The organism is Flavobacterium niveum, from assembly GCF_055231775.1.
In genome coordinates, this window is record NZ_JBUYSX010000005.1 from 291,561 (window position 1) to 314,712 (window position 23,152).

The 23,152-nt window shown below is 42.4% G+C and carries 30 protein-coding genes; 26 read left to right on the forward strand and 4 right to left on the reverse strand.

The features are described from left to right. Positions 1-8: 8 nt before the first annotated feature. From ACZIX4_RS14325 to ACZIX4_RS14340, 4 genes are all read right to left on the reverse strand, one after another. Positions 9-758: a BT_2262 family domain-containing protein gene (locus tag ACZIX4_RS14325; protein WP_463336327.1), complete on the reverse strand. Its 750-nt coding sequence runs from the start codon at positions 756-758 to the stop codon at positions 9-11. A gap of 11 nt (positions 759-769) precedes the next feature. Continuing rightward, positions 770-2,266, reverse strand: a complete 1,497-nt coding sequence (locus tag ACZIX4_RS14330; protein WP_463336328.1) for a SusD/RagB family nutrient-binding outer membrane lipoprotein — start codon at positions 2,264-2,266, stop codon at positions 770-772. 12 nt (positions 2,267-2,278) lie between these two features. After that, positions 2,279-5,371, reverse strand: coding sequence for a SusC/RagA family TonB-linked outer membrane protein (locus tag ACZIX4_RS14335; RefSeq protein ID WP_463336329.1), 3,093 nt, complete (start codon positions 5,369-5,371; stop codon positions 2,279-2,281). Positions 5,372-5,536: 165 nt separating this feature from the next. Further along, on the reverse strand, positions 5,537-7,201 hold the full coding sequence (locus ACZIX4_RS14340; protein ID WP_463336330.1) for a BamA/TamA family outer membrane protein: 1,665 nt from the start codon (positions 7,199-7,201) through the stop codon (positions 5,537-5,539). A 182-nt stretch (positions 7,202-7,383) separates the two neighbouring features. On the opposite strand from ACZIX4_RS14340, the gene rpsL reads away from it, so the two are divergent. The 26 genes from rpsL to secY all read left to right on the forward strand — a co-directional run bounded on the left by rpsL (position 7,384) and on the right by secY (position 23,148). Beyond that, the gene (gene rpsL, locus ACZIX4_RS14345; RefSeq protein WP_322625160.1) at positions 7,384-7,797 is read left to right on the forward strand and encodes a 30S ribosomal protein S12; all 414 of its coding nucleotides are present in this window, start codon (positions 7,384-7,386) and stop codon (positions 7,795-7,797) included. Between the two features lie 25 nt (positions 7,798-7,822). After that, positions 7,823-8,299, forward strand: coding sequence for a 30S ribosomal protein S7 (gene rpsG / locus ACZIX4_RS14350; protein ID WP_463336331.1), 477 nt, complete (start codon positions 7,823-7,825; stop codon positions 8,297-8,299). 29 nt (positions 8,300-8,328) lie between these two features. Further along, positions 8,329-10,464 (forward strand): elongation factor G, encoded by a 2,136-nt coding sequence (gene fusA, locus ACZIX4_RS14355; protein ID WP_463336332.1) that lies wholly within the window; start codon positions 8,329-8,331, stop codon positions 10,462-10,464. 11 nt (positions 10,465-10,475) lie between these two features. After that, on the forward strand, positions 10,476-10,781 hold the full coding sequence (rpsJ, locus tag ACZIX4_RS14360; RefSeq protein WP_114676975.1) for a 30S ribosomal protein S10: 306 nt from the start codon (positions 10,476-10,478) through the stop codon (positions 10,779-10,781). Between the two features lie 161 nt (positions 10,782-10,942). Next, complete coding sequence (locus ACZIX4_RS14365) at positions 10,943-12,418, forward strand: T9SS type A sorting domain-containing protein (RefSeq protein ID WP_463336333.1); 1,476 nt, start codon at positions 10,943-10,945, stop codon at positions 12,416-12,418. Between the two features lie 493 nt (positions 12,419-12,911). Beyond that, positions 12,912-13,529 (forward strand): 50S ribosomal protein L3, encoded by a 618-nt coding sequence (gene rplC / locus ACZIX4_RS14370; protein WP_463336334.1) that lies wholly within the window; start codon positions 12,912-12,914, stop codon positions 13,527-13,529. Next, a complete protein-coding gene (gene rplD / locus ACZIX4_RS14375; RefSeq protein ID WP_463336335.1) occupies positions 13,529-14,158 on the forward strand; it encodes a 50S ribosomal protein L4 in 630 nt (209 codons plus the stop codon). Before rplC ends, rplD begins: the two co-directional genes overlap by 1 nt. 8 nt (positions 14,159-14,166) lie before the next feature. Continuing rightward, entirely contained in the window at positions 14,167-14,457 is a 291-nt protein-coding gene (gene rplW / locus ACZIX4_RS14380) for a 50S ribosomal protein L23 (protein ID WP_411409562.1), read from the forward strand. Between the two features lie 6 nt (positions 14,458-14,463). Then, complete coding sequence (rplB, locus tag ACZIX4_RS14385; protein WP_463336336.1) at positions 14,464-15,288, forward strand: 50S ribosomal protein L2; 825 nt, start codon at positions 14,464-14,466, stop codon at positions 15,286-15,288. Between the two features lie 10 nt (positions 15,289-15,298). After that, positions 15,299-15,577: a 30S ribosomal protein S19 gene (rpsS, locus tag ACZIX4_RS14390; RefSeq protein ID WP_073583326.1), complete on the forward strand. Its 279-nt coding sequence runs from the start codon at positions 15,299-15,301 to the stop codon at positions 15,575-15,577. Positions 15,578-15,582: 5 nt separating this feature from the next. Then, positions 15,583-15,996: a 50S ribosomal protein L22 gene (gene rplV, locus ACZIX4_RS14395; protein ID WP_322625153.1), complete on the forward strand. Its 414-nt coding sequence runs from the start codon at positions 15,583-15,585 to the stop codon at positions 15,994-15,996. Positions 15,997-16,001: 5 nt separating this feature from the next. Then, positions 16,002-16,751 (forward strand): 30S ribosomal protein S3, encoded by a 750-nt coding sequence (rpsC, locus tag ACZIX4_RS14400; protein WP_463336337.1) that lies wholly within the window; start codon positions 16,002-16,004, stop codon positions 16,749-16,751. An 18-nt stretch (positions 16,752-16,769) separates the two neighbouring features. Continuing rightward, positions 16,770-17,189, forward strand: a complete 420-nt coding sequence (gene rplP, locus ACZIX4_RS14405) for a 50S ribosomal protein L16 (RefSeq protein ID WP_072781252.1) — start codon at positions 16,770-16,772, stop codon at positions 17,187-17,189. A gap of 12 nt (positions 17,190-17,201) precedes the next feature. Further along, positions 17,202-17,393 (forward strand): 50S ribosomal protein L29, encoded by a 192-nt coding sequence (gene rpmC, locus ACZIX4_RS14410; RefSeq protein WP_463336338.1) that lies wholly within the window; start codon positions 17,202-17,204, stop codon positions 17,391-17,393. A 16-nt stretch (positions 17,394-17,409) separates the two neighbouring features. Further along, the gene (gene rpsQ, locus ACZIX4_RS14415; RefSeq protein ID WP_411409567.1) at positions 17,410-17,667 is read left to right on the forward strand and encodes a 30S ribosomal protein S17; all 258 of its coding nucleotides are present in this window, start codon (positions 17,410-17,412) and stop codon (positions 17,665-17,667) included. A 2-nt stretch (positions 17,668-17,669) separates the two neighbouring features. After that, positions 17,670-18,038: a 50S ribosomal protein L14 gene (gene rplN / locus ACZIX4_RS14420; RefSeq protein WP_116787132.1), complete on the forward strand. Its 369-nt coding sequence runs from the start codon at positions 17,670-17,672 to the stop codon at positions 18,036-18,038. Positions 18,039-18,049: 11 nt separating this feature from the next. Further along, entirely contained in the window at positions 18,050-18,364 is a 315-nt protein-coding gene (rplX, locus tag ACZIX4_RS14425) for a 50S ribosomal protein L24 (RefSeq protein ID WP_463336339.1), read from the forward strand. Positions 18,365-18,366: 2 nt separating this feature from the next. After that, a complete protein-coding gene (rplE, locus tag ACZIX4_RS14430; protein WP_463336340.1) occupies positions 18,367-18,918 on the forward strand; it encodes a 50S ribosomal protein L5 in 552 nt (183 codons plus the stop codon). A gap of 3 nt (positions 18,919-18,921) precedes the next feature. Further along, positions 18,922-19,191 (forward strand): 30S ribosomal protein S14, encoded by a 270-nt coding sequence (gene rpsN, locus ACZIX4_RS14435; protein ID WP_322625147.1) that lies wholly within the window; start codon positions 18,922-18,924, stop codon positions 19,189-19,191. 72 nt (positions 19,192-19,263) lie between these two features. Next, positions 19,264-19,662, forward strand: coding sequence for a 30S ribosomal protein S8 (gene rpsH / locus ACZIX4_RS14440; RefSeq protein WP_463336341.1), 399 nt, complete (start codon positions 19,264-19,266; stop codon positions 19,660-19,662). 18 nt (positions 19,663-19,680) lie between these two features. After that, positions 19,681-20,223 (forward strand): 50S ribosomal protein L6, encoded by a 543-nt coding sequence (gene rplF, locus ACZIX4_RS14445; protein WP_463336342.1) that lies wholly within the window; start codon positions 19,681-19,683, stop codon positions 20,221-20,223. A gap of 13 nt (positions 20,224-20,236) precedes the next feature. After that, positions 20,237-20,587 carry a 50S ribosomal protein L18 gene (gene rplR / locus ACZIX4_RS14450; protein ID WP_463336343.1) on the forward strand — a complete coding sequence of 117 codons (351 nt, stop codon included), beginning with the start codon at positions 20,237-20,239 and terminating at the stop codon, positions 20,585-20,587. Positions 20,588-20,595: 8 nt separating this feature from the next. Beyond that, positions 20,596-21,120 carry a 30S ribosomal protein S5 gene (gene rpsE, locus ACZIX4_RS14455; RefSeq protein ID WP_463336344.1) on the forward strand — a complete coding sequence of 175 codons (525 nt, stop codon included), beginning with the start codon at positions 20,596-20,598 and terminating at the stop codon, positions 21,118-21,120. Positions 21,121-21,133: 13 nt separating this feature from the next. Next, positions 21,134-21,316 (forward strand): 50S ribosomal protein L30, encoded by a 183-nt coding sequence (gene rpmD, locus ACZIX4_RS14460; protein WP_463336345.1) that lies wholly within the window; start codon positions 21,134-21,136, stop codon positions 21,314-21,316. Positions 21,317-21,329: 13 nt separating this feature from the next. Then, complete coding sequence (rplO, locus tag ACZIX4_RS14465) at positions 21,330-21,782, forward strand: 50S ribosomal protein L15 (RefSeq protein WP_463336346.1); 453 nt, start codon at positions 21,330-21,332, stop codon at positions 21,780-21,782. Between the two features lie 16 nt (positions 21,783-21,798). Continuing rightward, a complete protein-coding gene (gene secY / locus ACZIX4_RS14470; RefSeq protein ID WP_463336347.1) occupies positions 21,799-23,148 on the forward strand; it encodes a preprotein translocase subunit SecY in 1,350 nt (449 codons plus the stop codon). The last annotated feature ends 4 nt before the right edge of the window (positions 23,149-23,152 follow it).

A 23,152-nucleotide genomic window follows, 5' to 3' on the forward strand; every position in this document is an offset into this window, starting at 1 on the left:
GTTTCGCTTTACAGTTGAACCTGGTCTAAGTGTATCTGGAACGTGTAGGTAGTAGAGGTAGACCATACCACAGTAAGGTCTATGCTGTTAGTAGCGGGGTTAACTGTCATAGCAGTGATTTCAGACGGGTCGCCAAAACTGGCGTTGTATTGTGTGCCCGGGAAACTAAAGCTGTTAGACGGTATGTCGTTTGCTACAATAACACCACCCGGAGTTATGTAAGTAATACCATACGCACGGCCTATATCATAATATCCGCCAAAAGCATCTGATATTTCATAACTGCCGTCTTCATTTTTCCAGATAACTACATATTCCATATCCGTATACTGGGCAGTAAGTGTACCATTACGTGTTACGGTAGCCCTGTACAGGCCTTCAATGCTGGTTACAAGGTCGCCGGTGTTACCTACGTATATAGTACGTGTAGCCACACCGTCAAAACCGTCTTCGTTTGTAGCAGCATAGCTTGCTGTATACAGGTCGGCTACGGTTGTGCCCAGGGTACTGTTGTATGATTGACCCCTAAAACGGCCTTTATAAGTAGTGGTTACGGGTACTTCTACGCCATCTATGGTAGCTACTGCACCGGGATCGCTATATGTTCCGCCTTCTTCCACCCACATAAAGTCGTCACCGTTTACGGTAATAAGAGGATAGTTAGTTACCTTACTTCCTATCGGGTCTTCAGGGCTGCAGGATGCCAGGGTTAATGCCAACCCTAATCCTAAAATGCTAAGTTTAAATATGTTTTTCATATAGCTATTTTTTATTCAGGTTTTTGGTCCCACCATACATTTTCGGTAAGCGAAGCATGCTGGGTAATGTTAGGGTTGCGGTTTACTTCATCTGCAGGGTAGTACAGTATGCTCGGTATATTGGTACCTGTAAGTACCGAAATATCTGAAGGTATACGGTTACCTATTGCATAGTTTTCTGTACCCGGTGTTACCACCTCAGGGAATTTGGTACGGGTAGCCTCTATGTAGGCCTCAATGGTGTTTACGTAAGGGAGTGCCGCCCATTTTTGGATGATTACCTGCCTTACTGCTGTTTCCACATTGCTTGAAGGTACATACTCATACGCACCGCCTGCACCGGTAAAATCAGCAGCAGATGCTGTTCCATCCAGCCCAAAATATTCCTGGTATACAGCAAATGAAGCTGCCACCCCGGCATCATATTTTTCCTTGGCACCGGTACCACCTGCATAGCGTATAAGCGCTTCTGCCTGAAGGAAATCACTTTCTGCAAGCGAGATAAGGAACACAGGGGTCGTCATACCTATATTAGGGCGGGCATAATTCTGGGCCAGGTTGTTAAAGGTGTTACCGGTACCCTGAGGGATGGATGTGTAAGCACCGTCTGTATTGGCACGGAATACTGCCATAAGGCGTGGGTCGTTGTTTTCAGTATAAAAGTCATGCAGCGTATTACTGGCCACATGGTTTACATCTGCAAGGCCATCGCCTGCTATAGACAGATAAGAACCGTAGAATGGATTGGTTTTGTTTGTAGAATCGTCAAAATTGGTAAACGCAACATCTGACTCAATGAAGTTGTTTTGTGCCAAAAGGTCATTCACAGCGGCAGCATTGGCCTGAGAAGTGTATGCCATCCTTAAGTACATTTTCAGTTTCAGTGTATTTATAAACTGAATCCATGAATCTATATCAGCATTGTAAATAACATCTTGCTGGCCTACTTCCGGTTCGGTAGGGTTTGCCTCATAGGCAGCTACTGCGGCGTCAAGCTTAGTTATCAGGTCGGCATATATTTCTTCACCCGGGTCGGCTACAGGAGTAATGTTACCAGATATACCTTGTAATGCTTCAGTGTAAGGCACATCACCAAAAAGGTCTACCAGCAGCTGATAGGTATATGCCCTAAGCGCTTCGGCAATAAGCAGGGTGCCGGTATCGCCAGCCGCTTCAGACTGTGTAGTTACATATTGCAGGTCGGTAAGTGTACCGGCATACAATTGTGTCCACAATGCATCGGCATAAGTAATGTTAACGTTGTAAGAATCGATGTTTTCATACTGGCTGGCCGATGGCGCCTGAGTATGGTACTGTGCCATAAAGCCACCAAAGTTAGTAAGCTCAGCACCTGTTACAGAAACAAGTGTAGCTTCTGCTGATGTAAGTGCAAGCCCTGCGTTTATTTCGCCCGGGTAGTTAGGGTCTGTATTGATGTCGAGTTTTTCGTCACACGATACAAAAATACCTAACAGCAATACTATAAATATTTTATTAAGATTTTTCATAGTCCTTTATTATTAGAAGTTAGCTTTCAGGCTAAAACCAAGGCTCCTGGTTGAAGGGTTAGCGCTGAATTCACCAAACTGGCCCGATAGGTCGTTACCGAAGGTAGAAGCTTCAGGGTCAATGTACTGGTTGCTGGCGGGAGTCCAAAGGAACAGGTTACGGCCGATTACCGATATAGAAAGGTTGTTTATAAATGTCCTTTCCAGGAATTTAGAAGGCAGTTTGTAGGTTAGCACTACCTCACGCAGTTTTACAAATGATTTATTTATTACTGTCTGCCTTGCTAAAGCCTCGGCCCTGTAATAATCATCCATATATTCACCGGTAACCGGGGTAATGTTTGGAGAGTAGGTTCCGTCATCGTTAAGTACAACTGAGTTTGGCACTATAAACGGCTGGCGATCGTTATACACCGTAGTTATAGAGTTGCCGGTAAACCTGGTAATATCTGCAGTCCTTGAGTACATAAGGCCACCCTGGCGTACGTCAAATGTAAAATCAAGCGAAAGCCCTTTATAGCTGATGTTGTTACTTATACCCATGGTATAATCGTACTGGGTGTCACCATACACTTCCTGTGTAGATGAGGCTACAGGTATACCGTGAGAGTCTACTACAATATTACCGTTTGGATCCCTTTCCGCTACAGATCCTTTAATAAGACCTACTGGCTGTCCTTCTTCTGCTATATACTGGAAGGTGCTTAGTCCGCCAAGTGGTACGTTTTCTATCCTTGGGTCCAGTTCTTCCAGTACGGTTTCGCTTTTGGTATAGTTTACGCTGGTACTCCAGCCGAAGCCATCAGGGTTTTTGGCCCAGTTAAAGGTAACAAGCCCTTCAAAACCTTTTGTACGAAGCGTACCCACGTTAGCCTGCTGGCTGGTATAACCTGTAGAAGGCGCTACTGCAAGCGGAAGTATCTGGTTGTCGTTTTTAGAGTTGTAATAAGTAGCATCTATGGTAACAAAACTGTCAAATAGAGCAAGTTCAGTACCTATCTCGTATTCCGAACGTATTTCCGGTTTCAGGTTAGGGTTAGGCATCCTGTTACCTACAGTGTAGGCGTTAATGTTATTTATCGGATAGTTAAGTAAGCCGAAACCTGTATCTATTGAGGTAATAGGGTATACGCCGTTTGCAAGATATGGCCCTGTGTCACCACCTGCCGTACCATAACCTACACGCAGCTTACCGTAGTTAATTACTTTTTCTATACCGCTGAATGTCCTGCTGAATACCCAGCTGGCATTGGCACCGGCATACAGTTGTGACCTGTTGGCGGCTGGTAGTGTAGAGTACCAGTCATTACGGGCATTTACGGTTAAGAACAATTGATCGTCATAAGAAGCTGTAAGCGTCTCGTAAAAGGCATAGATTTTCCTGTGTGTATTAACTGTGCTTACCAAAGGTATTTCAGAACTGTTAGTTAACGAGTAGTAACCCGGTAGGTCTTGTGATGTTACCGATGCAGCATGTGCTGTTGTTCTTTCGTCATTAGTGTTAAAACCTACTGATGCCAAAAGATTGAATTTCTCGGTTAAGTCAAAGTTGAAGTTGGCAAGTAGGTCATGGTTTACCTGCTTGTAGTTATAGTATTGTTCACTATAGCTGCCAAGGCCTTCTGTTGTACTGCCATCGTTAGGGCTGCCGGGCAGGGCATCTATTTTAGCAGTCCACATCCTGGTTACATCACTCGAACTGTCTAAACCTAAACGGTAAGTAAACGATAACCATTTTGTAGCCTCGTAGTTAAATTCAGTATTTCCGTAGAACCTTTCCTTTTTATTCCTTCCGCCGTTTTCATTCAGCGTAAAGTAAGGGTTTGTAATACCGTAAGGCGTATAGTAGTTACTTACGTTATGGAAATCACTATTGTAGTCTTTAAATTCAGTGATAGGCAGGTCGGTAGGTATTTGCATAAGGTTGTTGTATACCGTAACGCCCTGGCCGGTAGCTACGCCTTTACCACTACTGTTTACATAGTTAAGGCTACCGCTCATGCTAAAGTTTTTTACCTTGGTAGATCCCGAAAGGGTAAGGTTGTTTCTTTCGTAAGAGTCATTGTCGGTAGGGTAGATACCGTCTTGCGCAGTGTTAGAAAGCGATAGGCGTACAGTGCTGTCGCCGTGGCCGCCCGATACTGCCACCGAATTTATCTTAGAAGTACCTGTAGTAAAGAAGTTTTCAAGCTGGTCTTTCTGGAAAGAGTACGGCTTAAGCAGCTGGCTGTTGTTTACCACATTTCCCCATACGCGTGGTTGACCGTCAAAACGCGGTCCCCACGAACCGTTTTCTATAAGGTAATGTACACCATCCCATCCCTGGCCGAAGCTTGACTGGTACTTAGGCGTCCTGTTTATTTGTGAAAACGTGGTCGTAGTAGTAAAATCTACCGACAGTTTACCCTGTTTCCCTTTTTTGGTGGTGATTATAATAGCACCGTTAGCAGCCCTGGAACCGTAAAGTACGGTAGCCGAAGCACCTTTCAGTACAGTCATGCTTTCAATGTCCTGTGGGTTAATGTCGTTTGCCCCGTTACCGAAGTCATACGCATTGCTCAGAGCCGAAGAGTAGTTAGCCGGGTTACCTACCGGAATACCATCTACAATGTAAAGCGGCTGGTTAGAGGTGCTCAGGGATTTAATACCCCTTATCATAACACTTTGCGAAGCACCCGGGTCAGTTGAAGAAGCAGATATTGTAACCCCTGCTACCTTACCTTTAAGCGCATCTGAAATGTTTGCCTGTTCACCTTTTACAATCTGGTCAGATTTAAAGGTAGTTGTTGCGGCACCAATTGATGCCTTTTCGCGTTTAATACCTACTGCGGTAACCACTACGCCCTCAAGCTCAGTGGCCTGGCTGGCCATTTTTACGTCAAGCGTGGCCGATGTAGCCTTAACCTCGCGTGTAGCCATGCCGATGTAGGTAAATACTAAAATTTGGTCCGGTGCGGCGGAAATTTGGTATTTTCCGTCAAAATCAGTCTGGGCGCTGGTCGTTGTGCCTTTTATGGCCACATTTACCCCCGGAATGGGAAAACCCGTGTCGTCTGTAACAGTACCGGAAACTGTCCTTTCTTGTGCAAATGAAATTTGCATCATTAACACGCAGAGCAGTGTTAATAAAACATGAAGTCTCGTTTTCATTAGTTAGTAAATTGAGTTAGTCAACTTCAAAGTAATAAAATAAACTTAACGAACACAACTTTTTTATGATAATTTTTAGACTGGAAGTATCTAAATGTTAATCAAAATGCAAATAAAACGTTAAAAAGTAGTTTTGTAGCTGAGGTGGACTATTGAGTTTGAGAGCTTTATGTTTTGTGAGTTTATACTGCCATTTGCGTAAATTATGTTAAATAATCCGTTGTTAGTGAAAAGCCCCATTCCGAAACCTAATCCCAAAAGCCTGTTTTTTGAATCGGTAGTGTGGTCCTGGTAATACCCATAGTCTGTAATGGTGTGTACGTAGAGGTTGCTGCTGGCAGCATAGCGGTATTCGGCCATTAATAAGGAGTACATATCGGCCTGAAGGCTGTTTTCGTTAAAACCCCGTATGGAATTTATCCCTCCAAACCGCTGTAATTCATTTGTGATGTAATTCCGGCTGTTAAGGTAATAACTGTGGGATTTCAGGTTAATGATATTTGTTTTGTTAAGATAGAAATTGTAGGACGCGTTCAGTTCACCAAAAAACTGGCTGCTATTGCCGGCCTCGCTATCGCGCTTACCCGTTCCGGTATGTATGTATAGTGTACCCCGTTGCGGAAACATAAGGTCTTGCGGGTTGTACAGTGTCAGGTCATATGTGCCGGTGTAAAACTTGCTGTTGTAGTCACTAAGGATGGCAGTGCTTGTTTCCCGTATGTTGGTAGATTGTGTTTGCTGGTAGCCCAGGTACACGCGTGAGTTGTAGTTAAAGTAATACCCCAGATTCAGTTCGCTCACCGTATTCTGGAACGTGCTGTCCTGCTTAAATATTTTAAGGCTGGCTTTGGCGCCTACCGGGCTTTTAAACAGGTAGGGCAGTTCCAGGCTGGTATTAAAGGTGGTTTGGCGGTCGCCGTTGTTTTTCCAGTACAGGTTAAAGCGCTCACCGTTATTCAGGGTATTTATAAGGTTAAGGTCCAGGTAGCCGTTAAGGCGCAGCTTGCTGTTTTCATCATTGCTGAAGCCTATAAAACCGTCGAAAGTATTGGGGCGTGCCTTTTCGGCATACACATATATATTAGTAGTGTCCTGCTTGAACAGGATTTCGGGGTAGCGGGGCAGGGTTACAAACCGCAGGCTGCTAAAATCGTTATATACCCGCTGCAGGTTGTTTTTGTTAAATGCCTTTCTTCTGTACTGGCGCAATATGTTGCGGCGTATGCCTTCGGGGAATTTCGGGTAGCCTTCTATAATGATGTTGTCTACCGTGCGTCTTTTTTCTATAGATAGGTTTAGTGTGGCGGTGAGTGTGCTGCCTTTCTTTTTATAATCCACCAACTGAAGGTTGCTCAACGGGTAGCCTTGCTGCTCCAGCAAAGCCAGGTTACGCTCCATAAAAGTTTCGGTTTCGGCGGGGTTTATATATAAGGTGTCTTTATCTATATTAAGGAGTAGTTTTTCTTTGGGTGAAAGCCTGCCGGTATACACCTTAATAGTATGTATGCGGTTGCCTACTTTATATTGGAACACAAAAGTAGAATCGTTTGTTTTGAGGTAGGCTTCAATATGGTTTTCAAAATAACCGGCCTGGTACAGTTTTGCCGAAAGGCTGTTGGCTTCCTCATTCACGCTTTTGGCATTCGGGTGTATTTTGTTGTAACCAACAGAGTCCAGTACGGCGGTTTCCTTGGGGTTGCGGCCTTCGGTTTTCAGGTACAGGTTTTGCGCTGCCGTTTTCAGGCAAAAAAGTAATACTATATATATAAGGAGTGATTTTTTCAACGCGCGGGTTTCTGTGCTGTAAAAATAACGCAAATATTTACGGAAAAATATACGGGTGTTATGCTATTGATAAGGCATTTGAAAATTAATAGATTAGGATTTGTTTTATTGATTATAATTTCTACCTTTGCATGCCCGAAAAAATCGGGTTTTTAAAGAATTAGAAATTTTTAGTATTAATTATGCCAACAATTCAACAATTAGTAAGAACTGGTAGAACCCAGATAACTAAGAAGAGTAAATCGGCTGCTTTGGATTCATGTCCACAACGCAGGGGCGTTTGTACACGTGTTTACACTACAACACCTAAAAAACCAAACTCGGCAATGCGTAAAGTTGCAAGGGTACGTTTAACAAATGGTAACGAAGTGAATGCGTACATCCCTGGAGAAGGACATAACCTGCAAGAGCACTCGATAGTATTAGTTAGGGGCGGAAGGGTAAAAGACTTACCTGGTGTAAGGTATCACATTGTTCGTGGTGCTTTAGATACGGCTGGTGTTGCAGGAAGAACGCAACGCAGGTCTAAATACGGAGCTAAGCGTCCTAAGCCGGGACAACCAGCTGCAGCTCCGGCAAAAGGTAAGAAAAAGTAATCATTAAAGCTTTTAAACAAAAGACATGAGAAAAAGACAGGCTAAAAAAAGACCACTTTTACCGGATCCGAAATTTAACGACCAGTTAGTAACACGTTTCGTTAACAACCTAATGTGGGACGGTAAGAAATCTACAGCTTTTAAAGTATTTTATGATGCTCTTGAAATCGTAGAAAACAAAAAGCAGGATGCGGAAAAATCTGCGCTTGAAACTTGGAAAGATGCCCTAACTAACGTTATGCCTCACGTAGAAGTGCGTAGCCGCAGGGTAGGTGGTGCTACTTTCCAGATACCAATGCAGATCCGTCCGGACAGGAAAATATCTATGGCCATGAAATGGCTTATACTTTATGCAAGGAGGAGAAACGAGAAATCTATGGCTCAAAGGCTGGCTAACGAAGTTCTTGCTGCTGCAAGGGAAGAAGGAGCTGCTGTAAAGAAGAGGATGGATACTCACAAAATGGCTGAGGCTAACAAGGCGTTCTCTCACTTTAAATTTTAATTAAACACACAGCATAAAGAACAACTAAAATGGCAAGAGATTTAAAATTCACGCGTAATATAGGTATTGCTGCCCACATCGACGCCGGTAAGACTACGACCACAGAGCGTATTCTTTTCTACACCGGTAAATCTCACAAAATAGGTGAGGTTCACGATGGTGCTGCTACCATGGACTGGATGGCACAAGAGCAGGAAAGGGGTATTACCATTACTTCTGCTGCTACTACGTGTACGTGGAACTTCCCTACAGAGCAAGGAAAATCACTTCCTGAAACTCAAGGGTACCACTTTAACATCATTGATACCCCGGGCCACGTTGACTTTACCGTAGAGGTAAACCGTTCTCTTAGGGTTCTTGATGGTCTTGTATTCCTTTTCAGTGCAGTTGATGGTGTGGAACCACAATCTGAAACTAACTGGAGGCTTGCAGACAACTACAAAGTTCCCCGTATGGGCTTCGTAAACAAAATGGACCGCCAGGGTTCTAACTTCCTTGCTGTATGCCAGCAGGTGAAAGACATGCTTAAGTCTAACGCTGTGCCATTGGTTCTTCCAATCGGTGAGGAGCAAGACTTCAGGGGTGTTGTAGACCTTATAAGGAACCAGGCTATTGTATGGCATGACGAAACCCAGGGCGCTACTTTTGATATTGTGCCTATCCCTGAAGATATGAAAGACGAAGTACACCAGTACAGGTCTCAACTTATCGAAGAGGTAGCTGCTTATGATGAAAACCTTCTTGAGAAATTCATGGAGGATGAAGATTCAATCACTGAAGAAGAAATCAACGAAGCACTAAGGAAAGCTACCATAGATATGGCTATCATCCCTATGCTTTGTGGTTCATCTTTCAAAAATAAAGGTGTACAGTTTATGCTTGATGCAGTATGTAAGTTCCTTCCTTCGCCTCTTGATAAAGAAGCTATTGAAGGTACACATCCTGATACAGGCGAGGCTATCTCTCGTAAGCCATCTGCATCTGAGCCATTCTCGGCTCTTGCATTTAAGATTGCAACAGACCCTTATGTAGGCCGTCTTGCATTCTTCAGGGCTTACTCTGGACGTCTTGACGCGGGTTCTTACGTGTTTAACGCGCGTAGCGAAAACAAAGAGCGTATCTCTCGTATCTACCAGATGCACGCTAACAAGCAAAACCCAATCGATTTTATCGAAGCCGGTGATATTGGAGCTGCTGTAGGTTTTAAAGATATCAAAACAGGTGATACACTTTGTGATGAGAAAAACCCTATCGTTCTTGAAAGTATGGACTTCCCGGATCCGGTAATCGGTATCGCTGTTGAGCCTAAAACTAAGGCCGACGTAGATAAAATGGGTATGGCTCTTGCAAAACTTGCAGAAGAAGACCCTACGTTTACGGTAAGGACAGACCACGCTTCTGGCCAAACTATTATCTCTGGTATGGGTGAGCTTCACCTTGACATCCTTGTAGACCGTCTTAAGCGTGAGTTTAAGGTAGAGGTTAACCAGGGAGAGCCACAGGTAGAGTACAAAGAGGCTATTACACGTGCTGCTAACCACAGGGAAACATACAAGAAACAATCAGGTGGTCGTGGTAAATTCGGTGATATCGTATTCCGTCTTGAGCCGGCTGACGAAGTTGACGGTAAAGTGCCAATGGGACTTCAGTTCGTTAACGAAGTTAAGGGTGGTAACATCCCAAGGGAATTTATCCCTGCTATCGAGAAAGGTTTCAAAGAAGCTATGAAGCAAGGTCCTCTTGCCGGTTATGAAATGGACAGTATGAAAGTTACACTTATCGACGGTTCATTCCACCCGGTTGACTCGGATGCCCTTTCTTTTGAACTTGCTGCTAAAATGGGTTACAAAGAGGCTGCTAAAGCTGCCGGTGCTGTTATCCTTGAGCCTATCATGAAACTTGAAGTACTTACTCCTGAAGAAAACATGGGTGATATCGTAGGTGACCTTAACCGTCGTCGCGGCCAAATCAACAACATGGATGACAGGGCAGGTTCTAAAGTAGTTAAAGCTAGCGTGCCACTTTCAGAAATGTTTGGTTACGTTACTACGCTAAGGACACTTTCTTCTGGTCGTGCAACTTCTACAATGGAGTTCTCTCACTATGCAGAAACACCTTCAAACATCGCTGACGATGTAATCAAAAAAGCTAAAGGCAACGCTTAATTTTTAAGAAAATGAGTCAAAAGATCAGAATAAAATTAAAATCATACGATCACAGCCTTGTAGACAAGTCTGCTGAAAAGATCGTTAAAACTGTAAAAAGCACAGGTGCAGTTGTAACTGGCCCTATTCCGCTTCCTACAAACAAAAAGATTTTCACTGTACTACGTTCTCCGCACGTAAACAAAAAATCAAGGGAGCAGTTTGAAGTTAGCTCTTACAAGAGGCTTCTTGATATTTACAGTTCTTCTTCTAAAACTATCGATGCTCTAATGAAACTGGAGCTTCCTAGTGGTGTAGAAGTTGAAATCAAAGTGTGATAATTTCACCTTATATACAAAACCCGGCCTTATGGCCGGGTTTTTTGTTTTATATATGTTCTACTTATAATATTTGATATAATATATTGAGTACTTTTAAACGTTTATAGTTATTTTGCATTAAAATACAACTGCTTACCAGGCAACCAATATTAATTATCATGAATATAAAATTACTCTTTTTACTATTGCCGTTTTATTCATTTTCCCAGGCTCCTGAGGTACAATGGATGCATACCTATGGAGGCTCTGCCAGCGATTTTGCAAAAGGCGTTGTTCAGACGGCTGATGGCGGCTACCTCACGGCCGGGGGGACTACCTCTAATGACGGAGATGTGATAGGGCAGCATGGAGGTCCGGGATCAAGGGATATGTGGCTGTTAAAATTTGATGCCGATGGCAACTATGAATGGCAGCAAACCTATGGCGGTACCCATAGCGACTGGGCGGAAAGTATTATAAATACTACTGATGGCGGATATGCCGCGGCAGGAACTGCATTGTCTAATGACGGTGATGTAACCGGTAACCAATACTGGGGATTTTGGGTAGTTAAATTAAATGTTGACGGAACAATAAACTGGCAAAAGAGTTATGGTAGTGGTGTAGGGCAGTCTCAGGCGCAACAGTTAATACAATCGGCAGATGGCGGTTATGTGCTTGCCGGAACAGCAGCAGCAAACGGTGGAGATGTTACAGGACTTCAGGGTTCGTATGATTTTTGGGTTATTAAACTTGACAGCTCTGGCGGCCTTGTGTGGCAAAAAACTTTAGGCGGCTCAGTCGATGACCAGGCGCTTACCGTTCAGCAAACTTCGGATGGCGGCTATTTGGCTGCCGGATGGACTAATTCGGATGATGGTGATGTAACCGGGTTTGCAGGTTGCTATGACGGCTGGTTAGTAAAACTGACTGCAGAAGGCGAACTGGAGTGGGAGCAAACAATTGGCGACAGTGGCTGCGAAAATATTACTGATATTAAGGTAACACCGGACGGAGGATATGTGTATTTAGCTACACAGGGTTATGACAGCTTAGTGGTGAAAATTGATGCAGAGGGAAACATGCTCTGGCAACATCAGATAGGGGGCAGCGCGCAAGATGAATTGGATTCAATAAACCTTACGGCAGACGGCGGTTATGCGGCCTCCGGATTTACACATTCCATAGATGGAGATTTGGCAGAGATACCTGGTGAAGGTAAGGCCTGGTTTATACGCCTTGATGCGGATGGTGAAATACTATGGCAGAAAAAGCTGGGCGTGCCCTATTTTGATGTGGGGTATGAAATAAAAGAAATTGCAGAAGGAGAATACATAGTTTGTGGCTTTGTGCAAACAGATGGCTTTGGTCAAAACGATATGTTTATTGCCAAGCTTGTAACTGAAGATTTGGGAAGTCGCAACTATAATAGGTCTGTTGTAAGTGTTTGGCCTAACCCGGCTGCATCATCAGTCAATATTAGCCTTCCTGATGGTTTTGAACTTACCGGTGTTGCGGTGTCAGATGGTGAAGGGCGTATTGTTGCTACCGGCAATAGTAGTGTTATTGATGTTTCGAGGTTGGCAACAGGTGTGTATTACATTACTGCAACTTCGACGGGTGAAATTTTTAAAGGAAAATTTATTAAACAATAGCGTTTGGTTTTTAAAGGCCGGCTTTAAGTTTTTCTGAATATGAAGTAAATTACCCTATTTATTATAAATATGGGCAGGATGCTTAATTACGATTTTGCGGGCCTGTTTTTTACCACACCACATAAGAGTGTGCTTCATAGTGTTGTGCGCGCACTAGGCTGAACCGAAGCTGGTAAGGGTAGGGGTGTGCAGAATTAGGTATATGTGGTAAATGCATCGGCCTTATTTATTGTAAAGTGTTTTGTTTTATCGGTTCTGTTGTGAATCTGGTACGATTCTATTTTTATTGTTACAAAAAAGTTTACGACATTTTACTGATAAAATGTCGTTTTTAAATAGCGGACTAAACCCTTAATTGCTGTAAATGAAATATTTTTCATTTATTTTTTTGTAACTGTTTGATTTTCTCAATTTAATATTTACTTTTGCACCCCTGTTTGGAGTATTCTGTTACTTCAAATTGAAGGGTTTTAATAATTAATAATAATAATCTATGTCTGGGTTAATTGGTAAAAAAATCGGCATGACCAGTATTTTCGATGAAAACGGAAAAAACATTCCGTGTACAGTAATCGAAGCTGGACCATGCGTTGTTACCCAAGTCAGAACCAACGCGGTTGACGGGTATGAAGCTGTTCAACTTGGTTTCGATGACAAAACAGAAAAACACACTGTTAAAGCTGAGGCTGGCCACTTTAAAAAAGCGGGTACAGTTGCGAAGAAAAAAGTCGTTGAATTCCAAGGTTTTGAGCAATCGTTTAATTTAGGTGACACTGTTACTGTAGATCTTTTCGCTGAAGGCGATTTCGTAGATGTACAAGGTGTTTCTAAAGGTAAAGGTTTCCAGGGTGTTGTAAAACGCCACGGATTTGGTGGTGTTGGCCAGTCTACACACGGTCAGCATAACCGTCTTAGGGCGCCGGGTTCGGTAGGTGCATCGTCTTATCCTTCAAGGGTATTTAAAGGTATGCGTATGGCCGGTCGTACAGGTGGAGAAAATGTAACAGTACAAAACCTTAGAGTTTTAAAGGTTGTAGCCGATAAAAACCTTATCGTGGTTAAAGGTGCTATACCGGGACACAAAAACTCTTATGTAATCCTTCAGAAGTAATGGAAGTAAAAGTTTTAGATATCAACGGAAAAGAAACTGGCAGGACGGTAACCCTTTCTGATTCAGTATTCGCAATTGAGCCGAACAAGCATGCAGTGTACCTGGATGTAAAACAATACCTGGCTAACCAAAGGCAAGGTACGCACAAGGCAAAAGAGCGTAACGAGGTTACTGGTAGTACCCGTAAAATTAAAAAACAAAAAGGTACTGGTACTGCACGTGCCGGTAGCGTTAAAAACCCTTTGTTTAAAGGTGGTGGTACTATCTTCGGTCCAAGGCCAAGGAGCTACTCTTTTAAACTGAACAAAGGCCTTAAGCGTCTTGCAAGGAAATCTGCCCTTTCAATCAAAGCTCAGGAATCAAATTTAGTGGTAGTTGAAAACTTCGAATTCGAAGCTCCAAGCACTAAAAATTTCATTAACGTTTTGAAAGCTTTAGGGTTAGAGAACAAAAAATCTTTGTTTGTGTTGGGAGATACAAATAATAATGTATATTTGTCCTCACGCAATTTAAAGGCTTCAAGTGTTGTAACTACCTCAGAATTAAGTACTTACACGATACTTAACGCGAAAAGTGTAGTTCTTTTTGAGGGTTCACTTGCAGGAATTGAAGAAACTTTAAGTAAATAATAGGGAATATGAGTATCATAATTAAGCCTATCATCACTGAAAAGATAACTAAAGACGGCGAAGTTTTTAACCGTTTTGGTTTTATTGTAAACAAAAAAGCTAACAAGATAGAGATTAAGAAAGCTGTTGAGGCTGCTTATAATGTATCTGTTACTGATGTAAATACAATGATTTACAGGGCTGATAGATCGGTTAAATACACTAAGAGTGGTTTAATCTCTGGTAAAACAAGTGCTTACAAAAAAGCAGTTGTACAGGTAAAAGAGGGTGAAACAATAGATTTTTACAACAATATCTAATAGAAAATGTCAGTTAGAAAATTAAAACCTATTACCCCGGGTCAGCGTTTTAGAGTTGTTAATAGCTTTGACACTATAACAACTGATAAGCCGGAGCGTTCATTACTAGCTCCGAAAAAAAACTCAGGCGGTAGAAATAGTCAAGGAAAAATGACCATGCGTTATACAGGCGGTGGTCACAAACAAAGGTATCGTGTTATTGATTTTAAACGTACAAAAGCAGGCGTTCCTGCAACGGTTAAAACAATAGAGTACGACCCGAACCGTTCAGCGTTTATTTCCCTATTAACGTATGTGGACGGTGCTAAAACTTATGTAATTGCACAAAACGGACTTCAGGTAGGCCAAACCGTAGTTTCAGGAGAGAATGCTGCTCCGGAAATTGGTAACACTCTTCCTTTAAGTAAAATTCCTCTGGGAACTGTTATATCTTGCATCGAACTACGCCCTGGCCAGGGTGCTGTAATAGCACGTAGTGCTGGTACATTTGCACAACTTATGGCAAGGGACGGTAAATATGCTACTATAAAAATGCCATCAGGTGAAACAAGGCTTATCCTTCTTACCTGCAGCGCTACTATAGGAGCTGTTTCTAACTCAGACCACCAGCTTATCGTTTCTGGTAAGGCAGGTAGGAGCCGTTGGTTAGGCCGTAGGCCTAGGACAAGGCCGGTAGCTATGAACCCGGTAGATCACCCGATGGGTGGTGGTGAAGGACGCTCTTCAGGAGGTCACCCACGCTCTAGGAAAGGTCTTCCGTCTAAAGGTTACAGGACTCGTTCTAAAGTTAACCCGTCTAATAAGTATATCGTAGAACGTAGAAAGAAATAATAAGTAAGATATGGCACGTTCATTAAAGAAAGGACCTTTCGTACACTATAAACTAGAAAAGAAAGTTCAGGAAAACATTGCTGGTGGTAATAAAGGTGTGGTTAAGACTTGGTCTCGCGCTTCTATGATTACCCCGGATTTTGTTGGGCAGACTATCGCAGTACACAACGGACGTCAATTCGTTCCGGTTTATGTAACAGAAAACATGGTAGGTCATAAATTAGGAGAATTTTCACCAACTCGCTCTTTCAGGGGCCACGCTGGTGCTAAAAATAAAGGTAAAAAATAAGAGCAATGGGAGTTCGTAAAAGAGAAACAGCTGAGGCTAGAAAAGAGGCTAATAAGTCAATTGCTTTCGCAAAACTTAACAACTGCCCCTCTTCTCCAAGGAAAATGCGCATTGTTGCTGACCTGGTAAGGGGTAAAAAAGTTGAACTAGCCCTAAATATACTGAAATTCAATGCAAAAGACGCTTCTGGTAAAATAGAAAAACTGCTTCTTAGCGCCATAAACAACTGGCAGCAAAAGAATGCAGATGCTAACCTTGAAGAAGCAGGCCTTTTTGTAAAGGAAATCACGGTAGACGGTGGTGCTATGCTAAAAAGGCTTAGGCCTGCACCACAGGGCCGTGCCCACAGGATAAGGAAACGCTCAAACCACGTAACTATTGTGCTTGGAGCTACTAACAATAATACACAAAGCAATTAATAAACATGGGACAAAAAACAAATCCAATAGGAAATCGCCTTGGTATCATCAGGGGTTGGGATTCTAACTGGTATGGTGGAAATGATTACGGCGATAAAATTGCCGAGGATCACAAAATCAGGAAATATATCCATGCCCGTTTATCTAAAGCTAGTGTAAGTAAAGTGATCATCGAGAGGACTCTTAAACTTGTAACCGTTACTATCACCACTGCCCGTCCGGGTATCATTATCGGTAAAGGCGGCCAGGAGGTAGACAAGCTGAAAGAAGAACTTAAGAAAATTACAGACAAAGAGGTTCAGATCAACATCTTTGAAATCAAAAGGCCGGAACTTGATGCTTACCTTGTAGGTACAAGCATTGCCCGCCAGATTGAAAGCCGTATCTCTTACAGGAGGGCTATTAAAATGGCTATTGCTGCCGCTATGCGTATGAACGCAGAAGGTATCAAGGTAATGATTTCAGGTCGTCTTAACGGTGCCGAAATGGCACGTTCTGAGATGTTCAAAGAAGGTCGTATTCCTCTATCAACTTTCAGGGCCGATATTGACTATGCTTTGGCTGAAGCTCACACTGCCTACGGTAGGATGGGTATCAAAGTATGGATCATGAAAGGTGAAGTTTACGGCAAAAGGGATCTTTCTCCGTTAGCAGGTATGGACAAACAAAAGTCTAAACCTTCAGGATCTCAGGACAGACCTCAAGGCGGAAGGCCGAACAGGGATGGTAAACCTAACCAGCGCAAAAGAAAGTAATCCTTAAACTAAAGAAAAATGTTACAGCCTAAAAGAACGAAATACCGTAAGGTACAGAAAGGTAAAATGAAAGGCGTGTCTCAAAGGGGTCACGAACTTTCTAATGGTATGTTTGGTATAAAATCTTTAGATTATTCTTTCATTACTTCTCGTCAAATCGAGGCTGCACGTATCGCTGCAACCCGTTTCATGAAAAGGGAAGGACAGTTGTGGATTAAAATATTCCCGGATAAGCCTATCACTAAAAAACCTCTAGAGGTACGTATGGGTAAAGGTAAGGGTGCCGTAGAATACTGGGCAGCCGTTGTAAAACCGGGACGTATTATGTTTGAAGTAGGAGGCGTGCCTCTATCTGTAGCAAAAGAGGCCCTTCGCCTTGCTGCTCAGAAACTACCGGTGAAAACTAAGTTTATCGTTGCCAGAGATTTCGAAGCATAATCCAATTTTATTATGAAACAATCAGAGATAAAGAATCTATCTGCAGCTGAGTTACAGAGTAAACTTGGTGAGCTAAAGAAAACATATTCGGACCTACAATCAGCTCACGCTATCTCTCCGATAGCAAACCCACTTGAACTTAGGTCTGTACGCAGGTCTATAGCAAGGGTGGCTACAGAGCTAACCAAAAAAGAGTTACAATAATTGTATCTGCTGAAAGATGGAAAACAGAAATTTAAGAAAAGAGCGTATAGGTGTAGTAACCAGTAACAAAATGGACAAATCAATCGTGGTTGCCCAGGTTACACGAGTAAAACACCCACTATATGGAAAGTTCGTACTAAAAACTAAAAAGTTTGTAGCACACGACGAAAAGAACGACTGTAACATAGGTGATACAGTAAAGATCATGGAAACACGACCTTTAAGTAAAACAAAATGTTGGAGGTTAGTTGAAATCATTGAAAGAGCGAAGTAATTATGGTACAACAGGAATCTAGACTAAAAGTAGCAGATAACACGGGAGCTAAAGAAGTTTTAACTATCCGTGTTCTAGGAGGAACGAAACGTCGTTATGCCTCTGTTGGAGATAAAATTGTAGTAGCCGTTAAGGACGCAACACCAAACGGAAACGTTAAAAAAGGTGCTGTATCTACTGCAGTAGTTGTTCGTACCAAAAAAGAAGTACGTCGTGCCGACGGTTCATACATCAGGTTTGATGACAACGCATGTGTGTTGTTAAACGCTGCCGGTGAAATGAGGGGTACACGTGTTTTTGGTCCTGTAGCAAGGGAACTTCGTGAAAAACAATTCATGAAAATTGTATCACTGGCACCTGAAGTGCTTTAATTGTTATTAAGATGTCGAAGCTAAAAATAAAATCGGGAGACACCGTAACAGTAATTGCCGGCGACCACAAAGGTAGCGAAGGTAAAGTGCTGCGTGTACTTCGTGAGAAAAACAAAGCGATCGTAGAAGGCGTAAACCTTGTGTCTAAGCACACTAAGCCAAGCGCTAAAAACCCTCAGGGTGGTATCGTTAAAAAAGAGGCTCCTATCCATATTTCTAACATTGCACTTGTAGATCCTAAAACTAAGGAAGCTACTAAAGTAGGTGTTAGGACTGAAGGAGATAAGAACGTGAGATTTTCAAAAAAATCTAATCAAGTACTATAGTCATGGCTTATATACCAAGATTAAAACAAGAGTATAAGGACCGTGTTGTTGCTGCTCTTAAAGAAGAATTCGGTTATAAGAACGTTATGCAGGTTCCAAAACTTGAAAAAATCGTTCTTAGCCGTGGTGTTGGCGCCGCTGTATCTGATAAAAAACTTATCGACTATGCAGTAGACGAGCTAACAAAAATCACCGGCCAAAAAGCGGTATCTACTATTTCTAAGAAAGACGTTGCTACGTTTAAACTAAGGAAAGGTATGCCAATTGGTGCAAAAGTTACACTACGTGGCGAAAGGATGTATGAATTCCTTGACAGGCTTATTACAGCTTCTCTTCCACGTGTGCGTGATTTCGGTGGTATTAAGGCTACTGGTTTTGACGGTAGGGGTAACTATAACCTTGGTGTAACTGAACAAATCATTTTCCCTGAAATTGATATTGATAAAGTTAACAAAATATCAGGTTTAGATATTACCTTTGTAACTTCTGCGCAAACAGATAAAGAAGCAAAGTCACTATTAACAGAACTAGGTTTACCTTTTAAAAAGAATTAAGACATGGCTAAAGAATCAATGAAAGCCCGCGAGGTAAAAAGGGAGAAATTGGTAGAAAAGTACGCTGCAAAAAGGAAGGCTCTTATAGAAGCCGGAGATTATGAAGGCCTGCAAAAACTACCTAAAAATGCTTCGCCTGTACGTCTGCACAACCGTTGCAAGCTAACAGGAAGACCAAGGGGTTATATGCGCCAGTTCGGTATATCACGTGTTACTTTCCGTGAAATGGCTAACAGCGGCCTAATACCGGGTGTTAAAAAGTCTAGCTGGTAATAAAACAAAGAGTATAATTGGTACCAGGTTCGGCCCGACAGGGCCGAAAACCGTTACCGCAAATAAACAAATATGTATACAGATCCTATCGCTGACTTCCTTACAAGGGTAAGAAATGCTGTAAGGGCAAACCACAAAGTAGTGGAAATCCCTGCATCAAACCTTAAAAAGGAAATCACCAAGATTTTATTTGACCAAGGGTACATCCTAAGCTACAAATTCGAAGACAGTAGTGTACAAGGTACCATTAAAATCGCTCTTAAGTACGACAAAGAGACTAAAGAGTCGGTAATTAAAGACATCCAAAGGATAAGTAAGCCAGGTCTGCGTAAGTACGCCGGTGCTGACAGCCTTCCAAGGATTCTTAATGGACTTGGTGTTGCTATTGTTTCTACTTCTAAAGGTCTTATGACTGATAAGCAGGCAAGGCAAAACAATGTAGGTGGTGAAGTAATTTGCTACGTTTACTAATCTAAAAGACTTTACACGATGTCAAGAATAGGTAAAAATCCAATCACAATACCGGCGGGTGTAACTGTAGAAGTTACAGATACCCTGGTTACGGTAAAAGGAAAAAACGGCCAGCTTACTCAGGATTACAATGATGTAACCATTAAAGTAGAAGAAGGTCAGGTTATTGTGGAAAGGTCTTCTGATCACAAAGTTCAAAGGTCTAAACACGGATTGTACAGGGCTCTTATAAACAACATGATTACAGGCGTTAGCGAAGGCTTTACAAAGTCTCTAGAGCTTGTAGGTGTTGGTTACAGGGCTTCTAACCAGGGTCAAAAACTGGATATAGCTTTAGGTTTCTCTCACAACATTGTACTTGAGGTTGTTCCTGAAGTAGTTGTAGAAACTATATCAGAAAAAGGTAAGAACCCAATCATCAAACTTACGTCATACGACAAACAACTTCTTGGTCAGGTAGCTGCTAAGATACGTTCGTTCCGTAAGCCTGAGCCTTACAAAGGAAAAGGTGTTAAGTTTGTAGGTGAGGTTCTAAGGAGAAAAGCAGGTAAATCAGCTTAAAAATTAAAAGATCATGGCATTAAATAAATCTGAAAGAAGACAAAGGATTCAGTACAGGATCAGGAAGATTGTAAGCGGAACTGCATCTCAGCCACGTCTTTCTGTATTCAGGAGCAATAAAGAGATCTACGCACAGATCATAGATGACGTTAACGGTGTAACCCTTGCTGCTGCTTCTTCTCGCGAAGGTGGTATCACAAAAGGTACTAACATCGAAACTGCAGCTGCAGTAGGTAAACTTGTTGCTGAAAGGGCGCTACAAGCCGGTATATCAACTATCTCTTTTGATAGGGGTGGTTACCTGTACCACGGACGTGTTAAATCATTAGCAGAAGGCGCAAGGGAAGCCGGACTTAAATTCTAAGAGAAATTATGTATCATAATTATAAAAACGTAGAACTAGTAAAACCAAGCGGTCTTGAGCTTAAAGATCGCCTGGTAGCTGTAAACCGTGTAACTAAAGTTACTAAAGGTGGTAGGGCATTCGGTTTTTCTGCTATCGTAGTGGTAGGAGACGAGCACGGTGTAGTAGGCCATGGCCTTGGTAAGTCTAAAGACGTATCTGAAGCTATTGCTAAAGCCGTAGAAGATGCTAAGAAAAGCCTTGTAAGGATTCCACTTAGCGGACAAAGCGTACCGCATGAGCAAAAAGGTAAATTCGGTGGTGCACGTGTACTGCTTATGCCTGCTTCTCATGGTACCGGTGTTATTGCCGGTGGTGCTGTACGTGCCGTACTTGAATCTGTAGGTATACACGACGTACTATCTAAATCTCAGGGTTCATCTAACCCTCACAATGTTGTTAAAGCTACTTTTGATGCCCTTCTTCAAATGAGGAGTGCCGTTACTGTTGCAAAACAAAGGGGTATTTCTTTAGAAAAAGTATTCAAAGGTTAATTCAAGGGAAATCATGGGAAAAATAAAAGTAAAACAAATAAAGAGCAAAATCAACTGCCCTCAAACACAAAAACTTACGCTAGAGTCTCTTGGCCTTCGTAAGCTTGGGCAAGTTGTAGAGCACGATGCTACTCCTGCTATCCTTGGAATGGTAAATAAAGTTAAACACTTAGTTTCTGTTGAAGAAACTAACTAATACTTGAACGACAATGAATTTAAGTAACTTACAACCGGCTGAGGGTTCAGTTCATAATCAAAATAAAAGGGTAGGACGTGGTGAAGGTTCTGGCAAGGGTGGTACTGCTGCTCGTGGCCACAAAGGTGCTAAATCACGCTCTGGTTACTCTAAAAAGATAGGTTTTGAAGGTGGACAGATGCCACTTCAAAGGCGTGTTCCTAAATATGGTTTTAACAACATAAACCGTAAGGAGTATGCAGGTGTAAACCTTGACACGCTTCAAGCTCTTGTAGACAAAGGTCTTGTTACAGATACTGTAGATTTTGCAGTACTTGTAGAAAACCGCCTGGCTACTAAAAATGAAGAGGTAAAAATACTAGGAAGAGGAGAGCTGAAGGCAAAACTAAAAGTTAGTGCCCACAAATTTACTGCTGCCGCTAAAGCTGCTATTGAAGCTGCTGGTGGTGAAGCTGTAAGTTTATAACCCCAATTAAAGCCTTATGAAGAAATTTTTTGAAGCATTTAAAAATGTCTGGAAGATTGAAGAACTAAAGAACCGTATCTTAGTTACTTTGGGATTATTACTTGTATACCGTTTCGGTGCACACGTAACGCTTCCCGGTATTGATGCTGCAAGGCTTGCAAACTTAACTAAGCAGACTGATAGCGGTATCGGTTGGCTTATCGATGTATTCACAGGTGGTGCGTTTTCGCAGGCATCTGTGTTTGCATTGGGTATTATGCCATATATATCTGCATCTATCGTGGTGCAGCTTATGGGTATAGCCATTCCGTACCTGCAAAAACTGCAGAAAGAGGGGGAAAGCGGCAGGCGTACGCTTAACCAGATTACCCGTTGGCTAACGATACTTATTACGTTAGTACAAGGTCCTGGTTATATATACAACCTGCACCGTCAGCTTAACGATACTCCGGGCGCATTCTTGCTGCCTTCAGATTCGCTACAGTTCCTTGTATCTTCTATCGTTATCCTTGTAACCGGTACCATTTTTGCAATGTGGCTGGGTGAAAGGATTACAGACAAAGGTATAGGAAACGGTATATCGCTTCTTATCCTTGTTGGTATTATAGCAAGGTTGCCTCAGGCATTTGTACAGGAGTTCACCTCTGTGGTAACACAAAACAACGGTGGCCCTCTAAAACTGCTTCTTGAAGTTGTAGTTTGGCTTGGGGTAATAATAGCGTGTATTCTTATGGTTATGGCCGTAAGGAAAATACCGGTACAGTATGCAAGGCGCACCGCATCGGGCGATTTTGAGCAGGACATGTTCGGTGGCAACCGCCAGTGGATTCCGCTTAAACTAAACGCCAGTGGTGTTATGCCTATCATCTTTGCACAGGCTATTATGTTCATTCCTGCTGCACTGGCTGGCCTTTCTCAGTCTGATACGGCTAAAACTTTTACAGCTAACTTCCAGAATGTCTTTGGTTTAGCCTATAATTGCGTGTTTGCTTTATTAATTATAATTTTTACGTACTTTTACACCGCCATTACGGTGCCTACAAATAAGATGGCAGACGACCTTAAAAGGAGTGGAGGATTTATACCCGGCGTAAGGCCTGGTGTAGAAACCGGAGACTACCTAGACAGGATTATGTCACTTATCACACTGCCTGGAGCTCTGTTCCTTGCCCTGCTTGCCGTGTTCCCGGCTGTGGTGCATAACTTCGGAGTTCAGCAACAGTGGGCATTGTTCTACGGAGGTACTTCATTGCTAATTATGGTAGGTGTTGCTATCGATACCATACAGCAAATAAATACCTACCTGCTGAACAGGCACTATGATGGTTTGATGAAGAGTGGTAAAAACAGAAAGGCTGTAGCTTAATTTT